Origin of the sequence: Coleofasciculus sp. C1-SOL-03, assembly GCF_040220555.1 — a bacterium.
In the GTDB taxonomy this organism is placed as follows: Bacteria; Cyanobacteriota; Cyanobacteriia; order Cyanobacteriales; family Coleofasciculaceae; genus Coleofasciculus.
Genome location: NZ_JAVJUO010000011.1, coordinates 1 through 14745 on the forward strand (window position 1 = coordinate 1; position 14745 = coordinate 14745).

Genomic DNA, 14745 nt, shown 5'->3' on the forward strand with positions numbered 1-14745 from the left:
GTATAAGCCTACCTTTCACTCTCACAAGCCCGGAAGAACATTCCTGTATAACCGTTTGCATCTCTTATAACACTAAAACCGCCTTATATCCCACCGTCAAATTTAAAATTATGACGGGGGACTTACGGCGGACAAGTTAACTCTGGATTGGATGATGCTTTCAGAACCTTGACGAATACCTGAGACTTCCAAGCGGGCTTTGCGCTGAAACAGGCTGTCTGCATCATCAATGGAGCCAAGCCAAAAATCGAAGCCAAAGCCTTTTCCTTTAACCGAGCGTTCGATAATGGTGAGGTTAGTCAGGTGGGGCATGATGAGTGCTGCGATACCATAGGCTCCATATTCGGTGGCGACTTCTCGATCAGCATTAAATCGGCGCATAGTATAGTTGATCGCATTCCACTGAAGTTCAATTTCACTAGGTTGGATTCCACTAATTTGCAGGATAACAGGACTCTGATGCCCCTGAGCATCGAGACAGACGGCAGCAGCATCCGCACAAGTTGCTCCGAAAGTGATTGACCATCCGGGGCGTTCAGGTTTGTCTCGACAAAGGTCACTCAGGTGAAGGATTGCTGTTGGGGAGCTATCGGTCATGAACGTTTTTGCGATCGCATTGTCCAAATCCTACAAGGTTGGGGGTGATCCTCCGCATAAATATTGAGTCTGCCATGCTAAAGAGCCATACTCGTTTAATCGGCGTGAATCACATTATCTTTGGGATTAACTAAACGCCAGAGTTTTTGCTTGATTTGAATATCAAAGACTTCCCATTTGAGCTTGGTGTATTCCGTATTGTCATTAAAGCCACCTAAGAAACCAATCGGGATTTCAAAGCCACCAGCAGTCATGCGTCCGCCACCAAAGAATCGTCCTTGATTGTCTTGACCAAAGGCTTCTTTAATAAATTCGTCGGGATCAAGGGTGATTTTACTGGTTCTCAAGGAACCAATCACGACTTCGACTTCTTCGTCTTCGTTGTGAACAATCCCATAAACGACAGCCGTATGGACATTTTCTTCAGTCACTAAAAAGTCCGCCGCTTGGGGAATCGCATCCCGGTCATCGTACCGTAAATAGCCAACCCCCGCCATCGAAAAATTATTCTGAACAATGCGGTTTTTCAGCGATCGCTCAATCACATCCATGACTCGTCGCGATCGTGCGGTTTGCAGGACAGCATTGAGTAACTGTACGTCATAGAAACGACTCAAATACGCCGCCGCGAGGAAATCCTCGTCTGTCGCCCGCATTAGGCGATCGGTATCGGCACGTAAACCGTGCATGAGTGCTGTGGCACATTTAACATGGGTACTAATACTACTATCCAGCTTAAGTAACCCGGTTTGCAGGTATTGGGTAAGGATCGTAGCAGTTGCCCTTGTCTGAGGGCGTAAATCGGTAAATTCTGCGTCTAGATCATCCTGAGGATTGTGATGATCAATCAGGACAACAACGGGAAGACCAGCTTGTTTGACAAAGGGCATTAATTGGGTTGTGGTTCCCTGATTATCCACCAGCACACAACCTTGATACACGGAGAAATCCCGATCCTTCAATGTCTGAATCCCCCAGCGTTTAGCAGGTAAGTTGGTCAACTTGACCAAGGCAATGTTTTCCTGATGAGACAAAGTTCCGGCATATACAATGTCACATTGGATATTGTACTGTTGGGCAATTAACTGGTACGCCCAAGCACTTGATAAAGCATCCGGATCAGGGAAATCTTGAATGACAATAAGCTGGCGTTCTGAACTGTGACGATCCAAAACCTGTTGCAGTTCTCCTATCTTGGCTTGGGATGCATCAAAACGCCGCCGAGGTTCACGGGTATGATTACTGCGGTGATTGGGATTTTTTTGGGCAGCTTTCTTTTGTTGGGAAGCCACCGTACTCCCATCCGAACGTGATGCTTTACTGGGTAGAGCGTTATTATTGACAGATTTAAGTGAGTTGGATTCCATTGCGGACAAGGTATTCAGCCATCGGTCTAGTGTCGCACCAATCGCCACTGGAACAGGGGCTGGTGATTGAATGGGCATTGGAACCCACTGTTATACCTTATAGCCCAATACTGAGATTTTTTCGTTAGCATCGCCAGAAGTCGATCCGCGTTGACGGGCTAAAACCTTATGTTCCGTTAAAACGGGTTCAAAGGTTTATCCGACTTGAGCTTTTGATTGGCGGAAATTGATGTCCTACCTGCATTTGATATTAAACACCAATCACATACTTTCGCCACTCCTGATGGACTCCACCTTTAACCTGTTTAGCCACCTCAAAGTGCAAACTGCTATAGGGTCTGCGGGGTTGATGTCGCAATATCATGTTGGCTTCCTTGGGCGTTCGGTTCCCTTTTTTGACATTACACCGTACACAAGCCGTGACGATGTTTTCCCAAGAATCTCCCCCGTGTCGAGAACGCGGAATCACATGATCGAGGGTTAAATCATCTCCCGTGTATCCGCAGTATTGACAAGAATGACTATCGCGGTAGAGGATATTGCGGCGGGTTAGGGGAATTTCTTTGTAAGGAACCCGAACATAATGGCGCAAGCGAATAACTGTGGGAAGCGGTAACTCGGGATAGACATATTTGCCGTTGTGTTCAATCTGTTCCGCTTTGCCTTTGAGCATCAAAACAACCGCTCGCCGCCAATTGGTGACATTGAGCGGTTCGTAGGAGGCGTTTAACACCAGAACCTTGCTCATTAGGAGATCGAAATAAAGTGAATATTATTCCAGATAGTAACACAGGTTGATGGGGCTGGGTAATGTTTTCATGATCACTTATCAAAGCGAAACATCAGCGCGATCGCAGATTTGTCATTCTCCAACGCCGAAATTTTTCCGCCTAGCTTGGGGGTTCAGTCTAAGTTTTAAGTTAGGTGTATCCTATATCTAGTGTTTTCAGTTTTGATTTTAATCATTTAAACACTAAATATAGAAGTTGAATCATTAAGTTCAGATCAAAGTAAGTCGGTGGAAATAAACCGAACTATGTTAAGTTCTGTGAATGTTCCTCAAACCCTTACGAATGACGTAGCTTGCTTCTCGCTTGCGCGAGTATGATGAATGACGAATGACAAATGACAAATGACGAATGACGAATGACGATCCGAGAAATGTAGCAGGTAATACAAAAACAAATTGGCACAGTTTTCCCCCAGCTCCTCGGCTCCCCCGCTCTCGGAGCGAACTTAACTGAAAATGTTTTGGTCTACTAAATTTTTTTCCCCCGCAGCCAATAGGTTGTCATTTCTCCCTTACCTTTAATCTGAATCACACCGCGTTCCTCAAACTCGTATTCGTCTTTGAGCAATTCATAAGTCGCCTGTGTTACCTGAATGCGACCTGGTAAGCCATGAGACTCCATCCGGCTAGCCGTGTTCACCGTGTCACCCCACAAATCGTAGCTAAACTTTTTAATGCCAATCACACCCGCAACAACCGGACCACTATTAATGCCAATCCTGAGGCGAAAATTTTCTCCGGTTTCGTGGTTAAATTCAGAAATGGCTCGCTGCATCTCTAACGCCATCTGGGCGATCGCCTGAGCATGATCCAGACGCCGCCGAGGGAGTCCCGCCGCCACCATATACGCATCACCTATGGTTTTAATTTTTTCTACGCCATGTTCCTCAACCAGTCGGTCAAATTTGGAGAAAATCTGGTTCAGCAGTTCAACCAGTTCGGTGGGTGAGGTTTGGGTGGAAAACTTGGTAAAATTAACCAGATCGGCAAACATAATCGTCACCCCTTTAAAACTCTCGGCGATCGTGCGTTGACCCCGCTTCAACACCTCTGCTACGGGTTGAGGTAAGATATTCAACAGCAGGAGTTCCGCACGTTTGCGGGCACGAGTGAGGGCGACTTCGGCTTGTTTTTGTTCGGTAATATCTGATACCGTTCCTTCGTAGTAGAGCAGTTGACCTGCTTCATCTTTAACCGTATCGATATTTTCCACAACCCAAATAATCCTGCCGTCTTTACGATAAACCTGGGACTGAAAGTCGGCTAAGGTATCGTAGCGCTGCATTAAGGCGGCTAACTCTTCCTGGCGGGTGGGTTCCACATACAGTTGTTCTCCAATATTCCTCACCTGTGCCATGAGATCTTCGGGGGAGGTATAGCCTAAAATTTTGGCTAGGGCTGGATTCGCCGTGATGTAGCGTCCTTCCGGCGTGGCTTGGAAAATGCCCTCGGTGGCTCGTTCAAAGATACTGCGATATTTCTCTTCCGCTTGGCGCAGGGAAGCTTCTGCCCGTTGTCGTTCTTGTATTTCGGCTTGGAGTTGCAGATTTTGTTCCTCTAGCCGCTTTTGCAGGTTCCGGAGTGCCAGATGGGTTGTCACTCTAGCTTTAACTTCTTCCTGCTGCACGGGTTTAGTGATAAAGTCTACCGCTCCCAGATTAAATCCTTTGACTTTATCCACCGCATCAGACAGCGCACTGAGAAACAGCACCGGGATATCCCGTGTGGCTGGATTGGCTTTCAGGCGACGACAGGTTTCAAAGCCATCAATCCCCGGCATCATCACATCCAGTAAGATGAGATCGGGTTTGGCATACTCGACTTTTTGCAGAGCGCTTTGCCCATCCTGCGCCACCAAAACTCTGAAGCCAGAATCGGTTAAAAAGTCAAACAGGACACCGAGATTATGAGGAGTATCATCGACAATAACGATGACGCCTTGATTAGAATGTTCATCATTCATCGGGGCTGACGTAGTTTGGTTCATAGTTTATCGTTCATCGTTCATGATTCATTCCCTGATGAAGTGCCATAAACGGTAAACAATAGATGATAAGCCTGACATGGAAGATACACCAACCTCAAAATCAAGCCAGAGCAGATATACTGGTATTGTTGCCAATCTGTTACGTTTACTTGGCGATCGCAGCTATTTTATTGTCTCCCGTTAGAAAATTAACTATTGTCCTATTCCTCTGCTCCCCTAGCTTCCAGACGTGCCATGGCACGTCTCTACAGCGGATCAATTCGGTGAGGAACTAGAGGGTGAAGGTATAGAGCATACACTCTGAGAGTGAGGATCGTCCAGTGGCAGAAAAACCGCGCGATCGCGTCCCGTTTCTTTTGCCTGATACAATGCTTGATCCGCCGCCGCTATTAGCGCTTCCGGAGAGGTTTGATGACAAGGAACAGTGCTAGATACCCCTACACTTAAGGTGACAGAATTTTTAATCGGCGATCGCGGATGTGTCAAACCCAACTGAATCAGCTTCGACTGAATAAATTTGGCAACTTGTAACGCGCCTTGGGCTGGGGTATTCGGTAGAATCACCGCAAATTCTTCTCCCCCATAGCGGGCGACTAAATCAGCGGGACGCTTTACCACCTGTTTCATCGCTTGCGCCACCTTATACAAACATTCATCCCCAGCTTGATGTCCCTTAGTATCATTGTAGAGTTTAAAATAGTCTACATCACATAAAAGTAACGACAATACCCATTGTTCTCGTCGCGAAATCCGCCACACTTGGTTAAAATATTCATCAAATCGATGCCGATTTGCCACCTGAGTTAAACTATCTAACGTGGCTAAACGCTTCAGTTGAGCATTCGCTTTCTGCAGTTTCGCTTCAGCCTCTTGACGTTGCTGAATCTCCTGTTGGAGTTGCTGATTTTGGGCTTGCAGATTTTGGCGTAGCTTTTGAATTGTTAGATGCGTGTTCACTCGTGCTAACACGATTTCCTGCTGGGTAGGCTTAATAATATAATCAACTGCGCCTAATTCAAATCCTTTGATGATCACCGCCGTTTGCGACAGGGCGGTGAGAAAAATTACTGGGATATCTTGGGTAGCCGGATTAGCTTTCAGACGCCGACAGGTTTCAAACCCATCAATTCCTGGCATAATCACATCCAGCAAAATGATATCGGGATGCTCAACTTCAGCTTTTTTGATTGCACTGTCACCATCCCTTGCCAGGATAACTTGGTATCCCGCCTCACTTACAAAATCTAACAGCACTTCTGAGTTGGTGAGATTATCATCAACAATGAGAATCGTCTCTTTGTCATTCGTCATTTGTTATTCGTCATTCGTCATTTGTTATTTGTCCTTCGTTATACACTCGGTTGGGGCGGGTTTAGTTACATCTGGGTGCAGGAAAACACGATAGTAGTAAAACCCGCCCCTACAAACCAAACCAAACTAAACACGTTTAATCCCCTCTCTCGTTCATGTATTTTTTGACAAACTCTAGAATTTGTTTTTCCTGAAATCCATTAGCTAAACGGCGTAGTATCTTGGCAAATGGAACCCATCGCGAATCAAGTTGTTCAAGTTTATCGGCTTGCTCACTAATCCCTTTAATATCACCCATCATCGCTAAGTCATAGAGAATCTTCATTTCCTTAAGGGGTGGCGCAACAATCTGTGAGGGAGTAATCGAAACCTCTGCATTTGGTTCGGGTACTTTTTCCTGAGGGTAAACACTACTGGGCGCTTCGTCGGATTCATAAATCCATTCTAAATTGAGATGCTTTTTTAGCGTGGCAAACAGGGTTTTGGCTTGTACAGGTTGTCCAATAAAATCATTACAACCTGCAGCGATAGATTGCTGTTGTTTTTCTCCAAAAACACTCGCTGAAATCGCCAACACAACGGTATCCCGTAACGATGGCATCTCTCGTATCCGTCGAGTTGCTTCTAATCCATCGAGTTTGGGCATGATCAAATCCATTAAAATCGCGTCAGGGTGTTCATGTTGGGCTTGCTGGAGACAGTCTTCACCGTTGATCGCTTCGAGTACCTCAAATCCTAAGGGTAACAATAAATTGACTAAAATTGAGCGATTTTGCCACTGATCATCGGCAATCAAGATTTTGCGTGGATAACCGTGAAATCCAACAATAATTCGGTCTTCCACAACATCCGATGCTTGATCCGGAGAGACGGCGGGTAACTCTAAATCCACATAAAAGGTACTCCCTTGACCAACATGACTTTCGACATGAAGTTCGCCGCCAAGGAGTTGAACTAATCGCTGACTAATCGCCAATCCTAATCCGGTTCCTTCCACCTGGCGATTTCGATCGCCAATTTGATGGAAGGGTAAAAAGATATCGTTTAATTGTTCAGCCGCGATGCCAATTCCGGTATCTTCAATTTGAAAGCGCATGGTGCTAGATGCTTCTGTCGCTGGTTCTTGGGCTGAAGTATAGCCCACTTTAAATGTGATACTCCCCTGATCCGTAAATTTAATCGCATTTCCCAACAAATTAATTAGCACCTGTCGCAATCGTTTTTCATCACCCCGGACAATTTTAGGTAAAGGAGAGAGAGGTTGATAGTGAAACGCAATGGCTTTTTCATCCGCCCGGATACGAACCATTTCGATAATGCCTTCCAGAAAATGGGGAAACTGAAATTCACTTAAACATAACTCCATTTTCCGGGCTTCGATTTTAGATAGGTCTAAAATATCGTTGAGTAGGGTTAACAGGTGTTCCCCACACTGTTGAATAATACTCAGTCCCTGTTGTTGCTTGGCGGTGGGATGGGGTTCGCGTTTGAGAACTTGGACATAGCCTAAAATACCGTTGAGGGGAGTGCGGAGTTCATGACTCATATTTGCCAAGAATTCGCTTTTAGCGTGATTAGCCGTTTCGGCTTCTTGGCGGGCTTGTTCCAGGTGTACATTCTTTTCGGCTAACTGTTGACTAATTCGGGTTTGTTCTTCTAACAGTTGACTCTGGGCGAGGGCAATTCCGACCTGATCCGCGAGTTGACTCAATAGTTCAATTTCAAACATTTCCCACTGTCGCGGACCACTACATTGATGGGCAATTAATAGACCCCAGAGGTTCTCTCGTTGTAGAATGGGAACGACTAAATTCGCTCTTACGCCAAAGGGTTGTAAAAGTTCGATATGGCAGGGTTCTAAGTCAGCTTGGTAGAGATCCTCGATCGCGCGAATGCGCCCTTGGCGGTATTGATCTAGGTAGCCTTCCCGAAAACAGGGATCATAAATCTCTTGTCCTTGAATCGGTGTCCAGCCAGGAACCACAGCTTCGGTCATAATTACACCAGTTCCATCATCATTGAGTTGGTAGATCACCACTCGATCCACTTGCAAAATTCGGCGCACTTCCGTTACAGTCGTTTGCAGGATGGCATCGAGTTGTAAGGATTGGCGAATCTTCAGGGTAATTTCGGCAAAAAGTTGCCGTTGTAGGGTTTGACGCCGCAGTTCAGCCTCGGAATATTTGCGTTCAGTGATATCTTCAGCAATCCCAGCGATACGGGTCATTTTACCCTTGTCGTTAAACACGCGAAACGTCCGCACCCAAACCCAGCGTTCACTCCCGTCGGGACGTAAAATGCGGTACTCTTGTTCAAAGTCTTGTTCCCCTTGCAGTTGTTTCCCTAACGCCTCCGCCACGCGATCGCGATCGTAGGGATGAATATTATCTAACCAGGTCATCGGCTGGTCGTAAAGACTTTCGCGGGATCGTCCCCAAACGTCCTCATAAGCGGGACTCAGATAAAACATGCGGCTTAAATCGGGTGTGGTTAAAAAGAACACTTCCCGAATATTTTCCGCCAGTTGACGGAATTGTTCCTCTCTCTCCAGTAAGGCGGCTTCTGCTTGTTTGCGATCGCTGATATCCGTATGGGTCCCGACAATGCGTGTCACCTTACCATTTTCATCCCGCAGAACCAATCCTCGCGATAAAAACCAAGGGGTTGAACCATTAGAGTGAACCATGCGAAACTCTAATTTCCACTGCGATAGTTCACTAATGAAAAGTTGATCGATGCTGATTTTTACCATCGACTGATCCTCTGGATGAACCCGCCCCATCAACTCATCAAAGCTGGGAGTATCACGGTTTTCGGGATAACCAATCAGTTGCAGGAATTGGGGGGAATAATAGTAGGTCTTGGTTTTGAAGTTAATGTCAAATAATCCGCTATCATTGGCTTGAATCGCTAAAGCAAACCGTTCCTCACTCTCCCGCAAAGCCGTTTGTGTTTCCTGACGTTGAGTAATATCCAATGCCATGGACGCAATCCCAACAAGATTCCCCTGGCTATCAATTAGCGGTGTATTATACCATTCACAAATAATGGTTCTGCCATCTTTGGTGATATTCTGATTACAGGAACGAGCAACTTGTTTGTCATACCAAAGTTTAGCTTTAATTTGTTTAATTTTAGCTTGGGCAGCAGGGGGTACAATTAGGGTAGACGGATGACCTAAAGCTTCGTCTCGACGATAGCCAAAAATGCTTTCCGCCGCCGGATTCCAATCCACAATGTCTCCATCTGTATTCCATTCAATCACCGCTAAGGGAGTTTGTTGCACCAACAGGGCGAGACGTTGATCATTTTTCCGCAAGGCTTTCTCCATCTGCTTGTGTTCCACCACTTCGGCTAAGAGTTGGCGATTAGCGGCTTTCAAGGCGGCGGTTCGTTCTTGGAACTGTTGATCCAGATGTTCAGCCAGATGGCGAGACTGGGTATTGCGATCGCATAATTCTTGGTAAGCCTTGGCGCGATCGCTGACAATAGCAGCGACAATCAGGGTGGTTATGGCGAAGATGGCGATAAACACATCTTGGGAAACGATAACCTGATTAAACGACTCAAACCTTTCAGCCTGTTGCCAAAAAGCGATACTCGCGACTACACCAATACCCAATGTTGTGATCCGTTGACCCCATTGTAGGGCTGACCCTAAAATAAACGGAAATAGCAAATACTTTAAGTCAATTTGACCGAAAGGCTGATTTAACAACTCGCTTAACTGAGTGGCAAGTTTTTGATGAAATTGGACGCCAATTAGACTAGAGTCTGTTACATAACTATCCGTGACAATGACCGAGGAACTAGGGGGAATAGAGAAAACCCCAAACACCAACCCACTCACGATTACCAATCCAATCAGCCACACTCCAACTTGAATGATGAGTGTCAACCCTTCGCCATAGCTTGTAGGGGCGGGTTTCACTACTATCGTTTTTGACTTAACCCAGATAGAACTAAACCCGCCCCTACCCAAATTGTGAATGAACAGCATAACTCCCCTATCTCCCAGACGTTCCATCGGAACGTCTCTACAATCTTCCCCATCTTCCCCATCTCCCTCATCTTCCTCATTCCCCTCATCCCCCGACTGCATCATTGAATAACCCTGAGTTAACAGTACAGGCGTAACAATTAAAAGTCCCATCGCATTACTCAACCACCACCGCAGCCAATCCCCTGCACCCCATTCCCCCGCCAAAACTTCACCCAACAGACGAAGAGTCGGACTCACCAGGGAGGATAATAGAACCATACCCACCAGGAATTTGACCACATCCCGGCGACGATTTAACCCTGGATGCATCTCCCAGGATTGAACCAACGTTACACCCAACCAAGCTTGTAGCGTACAGCCTAAACAAGACGCGATCGCCACCGTTCCCGGAATTCCCATCAATAGCGCCCTAGATAACTCAGCCAAAGCCACACCCAGCCACAGATTGCGCCCCAGTAACAAAAGGGCGGCTTGACTAATTCCGGCGGGAATGATAATATTCTGACGGCTAAAAATTTGGGCAGTAGCGATATAAATTAGCGTCAGGGCTAAGACGTTGAGAAAATATCGTCCTAACGGAGAAAGATTCCAGGTTCTGTTCATCGGACTTTCTAACGTTTAAATTATCCAGGATGAATGATTATACGCTGTGAAATAAACCCATCAAGCGCTTACTTGGGGCGGATTTATGGGGGCAATCGAGATAGCACCAATACCATTCCCACAAAACCTATCCTTTCCCCATCCGCCAAGCGGCTACAATCTCAACTCTAAAATCGGATCACCATCAGAGGGAATAGGGAGAGCGAACCCCCTTAGAGTCTAACATTTTAACTCAAAGCGATAATTTCAATCAGATGGTTAAACTTTCAAGTCAGTGATATTCAGACTTAAGCTAGGTTCGTCGTCAGCATGTTAGTGTTATCAGCGTTTAATCCCTAACGACAAATCTTTAAATCAGTAATATTTGACTTTACTTTGTATCGTGTCACGTTAGTCTAGCGAGACAGAGGAAATTATCCTTGAATCAGTCAAGCAGTCTTGACTGTGATCATTCTCATACTGTTTTATGATAATGATCACAGTTGACTCGCAAATTACTCACAAGTTTATCGTCTGCATATCACCGAACTCAAAGACAGGTAACACAGGGTACACTTTGACAATTGGTGATAATTTGAAGAGTACAAACAGATCAGATATCTCGTAGACGATAAAATCTGATCCACCTGTTTTCATCTATATCTTGGGTCTTGCTATGAACCTTTGGCTTATCAGTTTATACGTGCTTGTTTCACTTTATTTATTAACAGCTTGGTTACGCTTTTTCAAACAAGGAACAGGAATGTCAACCCAGCAAAAAGTTTTATCCTTACTCACTATTGGTATCGCCACAGTATTTTGGCCCCTTGTCCTTCCCATTGCTTACGTAAGGTTATTGAACGCGACCGTATCCAAGTCGTAGATAGGTTATGCTGAACCCGATTCAAAGGGTTAGGCAGATTGATTCATAAAGGGGCCCAGTCCAGATAGCTATTTCACAACTCATCCAGATAGACTAGACAAACCAGTAACAATTAGCCAATTTAATAGACATCTGATATAATACCTGGGACTTTGACGAGTTGTGTTTATTTATACCTGGAGTTGAAAGATGACACTTTTGCTTATTAGTGTTTACATGTTGACTGGGCTTTATTTATTAGCCACTTGGTTACGCTTTCTCAAAAAAGGAGCAGGACTATCACCTCAGCAAAACGTCTTATCTTTCCTCACTGTGGGCATCGCGACGCTATTTTGGCCCCTTGTTCTCCCTATTGCTTACGTGAAATTATTAGATGCTACAGCATCACAATCGTAGGGATGTTCCGCCGGAACATCTTTACAAGACTTAAACAAGTTACGCACAAGGTTAATTGAATCTTGGCATAAGAGGGGCTGATTACCTTACAGGTGGGTAAGCCCTTTTCTCAACTCTCTGGTAGAGTAGTCAGTAAGAGTCTTTCTGGAAAACTCAGCGTCAGATAAGGACAATAAACCGTTGGCAACCAGCGGAAAAACTGAGTCAGAGGTAATCGGTCATGTCACAACTTGTTAAAGCCCAACTGATTTCTACAGATGGTGGGGGAACAATTGATTTCATGTTTAACCCTAACCAATTGGCGTTTAGCCAGCAAATTAACTTAACAAAAAGTAGTGGAGCGCGAACGGGTCGAGGATTACCCAAGGTCAACTTTGCCTATCCTGAACCCGTTACCCTCTCGATTAACGATATTATTTTTGATACCTATGAGACAGGTGAGAACGTCCTCCGTTACCTGAAACCCTTTGAGAAAGCGGTAAATTTTGCCGAGTCGGGGGAAGGAAAGGAAAAACGTCCGCCCACTTATGTGTTTACCTGGGGTTCCCTGGAGTATATTCGGTGTTTTGTTACAAAAGTTGATTATAACTTGACCATGTTTCTGCCAGATGGGACTCCAGTCCGAGTGTCAGTTAACTTAACGTTAGAAGAGATTGATGAGTCTGTGTCTCAACCGGGAATGGGAACGCCCCAACCCCGTGCTAGCCAGCGTCAGAGTGGTGGGCGTTAGGGTTAACTAACAGTCCGTCAATATCTAGACAATTAGTGACATAACTAGACATTTTCTATGGTATAATCAGGGAATGTCTAGTTTAACCCCCCAAGAAGCAGCTACTCTACTAGGTGTGACGGTCAAAACTTTGCACCGATGGGAACTCAATGGCAAAATACGATCTTCTCGGACGGCTGGCGGTCATCGTCGATACGATATTGCTGACTTAATTGGAAATAAATCGGGTAACGAATTAACCGTTGGTTATGCCAGAGTATCTAGTCATGACCAAAAAGACGATCTAAATAGACAGGTGTTAGTCTTGGAAAGCTACTGTGCCAAACAGGGATGGGAATTTGAGATTATTCAAGATCTCGGTAGTGGCATGAACTATAAAAAGAAAGGACTGATTAGATTAATCAAATTAATTACCAGTTACCAAGTAGAAAGGTTGGTATTAACGCATAAGGATAGACTCCTGAGATTTGGTTCGGATTTAATTTTCACATTATGTGAGACGTTTGGTACAGAGGTAATAATTATCAACCGTTCTGATGATAGTATATTCGAGGAAGACTTAGCGGCAGATGTATTAGAAATTATCACAGTATTTTCCGCTCGTCTATATGGAAGTCGAAGTCATAAGAACAAAAAAATAGTGGATGAACTGAGGGAGGTAGCCAAAAAGTTATGACGACTCTCACTTATTGCAAAGGCTTGCCAACTCCCGCCGATGAACTTAACCCCATCGGTTTTACCGAATTGGAAATGTTTTTAACGTCATTGTCCGATATATTTTATCAAGCAACAGTTGAAATCGTTAATCATTTATTAAATAAAGAAGTCAAATTTAATCAATCCAGGTGGAATAGTCTTATGCAACAGAAATACGGACTTAGTAAGCGTTATGCTAACGGAGTAATTTCATTAGCTAGAGGAAAAACTGCCTCTGCCAAAGAATGTAGAAATATCCAGATAAAGCAATTATAATCACGAGTTAAGTCAGCGAAAGATTGGGTAACAAGAGCCACGAAGAAAATTAAATTGGCTCGGAAGTTCTATGGAAAAAAGAACTGGCAAGCCTCCCCAAAAGGCTGTAATTTTCCCTTATCGTCAAACCTGAAGACGAGAAAAACTAACTGGCATCATCTGCGTCAAGGTTTGCATCAGAAAAAGCGATATATCTACCGACTAGAAAATCAAATTAAACATCTCTTGTCGGCGAAAATTAGAGTGAAGGTATCCAGAGGGTCAGTCTTTATTGTTGGCTCCTCGGATGAAAATTATGGGAATCAAACTTGTCAATGGTCTGGGGATACTCTCAAGTTGAGAGTCCCGGATTGTCTGGAAGCCAAATTTGGGAAATATGTCACATCAAAAATAGGCAGCTTCTCCAGAAAGATTAATAGATTACCCAATAGTGGTGCGAAAACATGGCACTTCTATAGAAAGGATAATCGCTGGGTGGTCGCTGTTCAATTCACACCCGCAGCGGTGGAGAAAGTTAGTAGAGAAATTCAGTATGGTGCCCTGGGTATCGATCTAAATCCTAGTTCTATCGGTTGGGCTTATGTTGATGGACAAGGAAATTTAAAAGCTCAGGGAACTATTCCTATAAAGACGGGTTTACCAACAGGTAAACAAGATGCTCAACTTGTAGATGTTTGTCTGAAATTAGCTGTTTTAGCAACGAATTTTCAGAGTCCTATTCTGTGCGAAAGCTTAGATTTTTCGAGAAAGAAAGCTCAATTAAGAGAGCGTGGGAAAAAATATGCTAGAATGCTTTCTGCCTGGGCATACAGTCGTTTTTATCAGATTTTGTCATCGATTTTATCTAACCGGGGAATAACTCTTTCTTTGTGCAATCCAGCTTACACGAGTTTGATTGGATTGGTTAAATATAGTCGAATGTATGGACTATCATCTGATGTGGCAGCTGCCCTAGCAATTGCCAGAAGAGGCATGAATAAAAGTGAGAGATTGCCGCGCTCTGTGTCCGCCTATCTCGGAGTGAATCCGAGAAAGCACGTATGGAGCGCTCTACATCAATTTAATAATTTTATTGGTCGATGCTCTGTAGTTAATCGTAGACACGATTACTACTGTGTCTCTAACTG

11 protein-coding genes are annotated in these 14745 nt (G+C 44.7%); 5 read left to right on the top strand and 6 right to left on the bottom strand.

What is annotated here, in order from left to right; genetic code table 11:
* Window positions 1-108: 108 nt before the first annotated feature.
* From RIE73_RS01590 to RIE73_RS01600, 3 genes are all read right to left on the bottom strand, one after another.
* Window positions 109-597: a hypothetical protein gene (locus RIE73_RS01590; protein WP_446399513.1), complete on the bottom strand. Its 489-nt coding sequence runs from the start codon at window positions 595-597 to the stop codon at window positions 109-111.
* Between the two features lie 95 nt (window positions 598-692).
* Window positions 693-1964, bottom strand: coding sequence for a DHH family phosphoesterase (locus tag RIE73_RS01595; protein WP_446399522.1), 1272 nt, complete (start codon window positions 1962-1964; stop codon window positions 693-695).
* A gap of 250 nt (window positions 1965-2214) precedes the next feature.
* Window positions 2215-2712: an HNH endonuclease gene (locus RIE73_RS01600; protein ID WP_006105078.1), complete on the bottom strand. Its 498-nt coding sequence runs from the start codon at window positions 2710-2712 to the stop codon at window positions 2215-2217.
* 70 nt (window positions 2713-2782) lie between these two features.
* Here RIE73_RS01600 and RIE73_RS01605 point away from each other — a divergent pair, with 70 nt between their 5' ends.
* Complete coding sequence (locus RIE73_RS01605) at window positions 2783-2905, top strand: hypothetical protein (RefSeq protein ID WP_446399514.1); 123 nt, start codon at window positions 2783-2785, stop codon at window positions 2903-2905.
* Between the two features lie 318 nt (window positions 2906-3223).
* Here RIE73_RS01605 and RIE73_RS01610 read toward each other — a convergent pair whose 3' ends face one another.
* The 3 genes from RIE73_RS01610 to RIE73_RS01620 form a co-directional block, all read right to left on the bottom strand.
* Window positions 3224-4741: an adenylate/guanylate cyclase domain-containing protein gene (locus RIE73_RS01610; RefSeq protein ID WP_446399515.1), complete on the bottom strand. Its 1518-nt coding sequence runs from the start codon at window positions 4739-4741 to the stop codon at window positions 3224-3226.
* A gap of 255 nt (window positions 4742-4996) precedes the next feature.
* Window positions 4997-6052, bottom strand: coding sequence for a diguanylate cyclase domain-containing protein (locus tag RIE73_RS01615; RefSeq protein ID WP_446399516.1), 1056 nt, complete (start codon window positions 6050-6052; stop codon window positions 4997-4999).
* 136 nt (window positions 6053-6188) lie between these two features.
* The gene (locus RIE73_RS01620; protein ID WP_446399517.1) at window positions 6189-10658 is read right to left on the bottom strand and encodes a PAS domain S-box protein; all 4470 of its coding nucleotides are present in this window, start codon (window positions 10656-10658) and stop codon (window positions 6189-6191) included.
* 1478 nt (window positions 10659-12136) lie between these two features.
* On the opposite strand from RIE73_RS01620, the gene RIE73_RS01625 reads away from it, so the two are divergent.
* The 4 genes from RIE73_RS01625 to RIE73_RS01640 all read left to right on the top strand — a co-directional run.
* Window positions 12137-12646 carry a CIS tube protein gene (locus RIE73_RS01625; protein WP_446399518.1) on the top strand — a complete coding sequence of 170 codons (510 nt, stop codon included), beginning with the start codon at window positions 12137-12139 and terminating at the stop codon, window positions 12644-12646.
* A gap of 73 nt (window positions 12647-12719) precedes the next feature.
* A complete protein-coding gene (locus RIE73_RS01630) occupies window positions 12720-13322 on the top strand; it encodes an IS607 family transposase (RefSeq protein WP_446399519.1) in 603 nt (200 codons plus the stop codon).
* Entirely contained in the window at window positions 13319-13618 is a 300-nt protein-coding gene (locus RIE73_RS01635) for a hypothetical protein (protein ID WP_446399520.1), read from the top strand. The genes RIE73_RS01630 and RIE73_RS01635 overlap by 4 nt, the downstream gene beginning before the upstream one ends.
* A gap of 54 nt (window positions 13619-13672) precedes the next feature.
* Window positions 13673-14745 (top strand): hypothetical protein (locus RIE73_RS01640; protein ID WP_446399521.1); only part of this gene is annotated, 1073 nt, incomplete at its 3' end.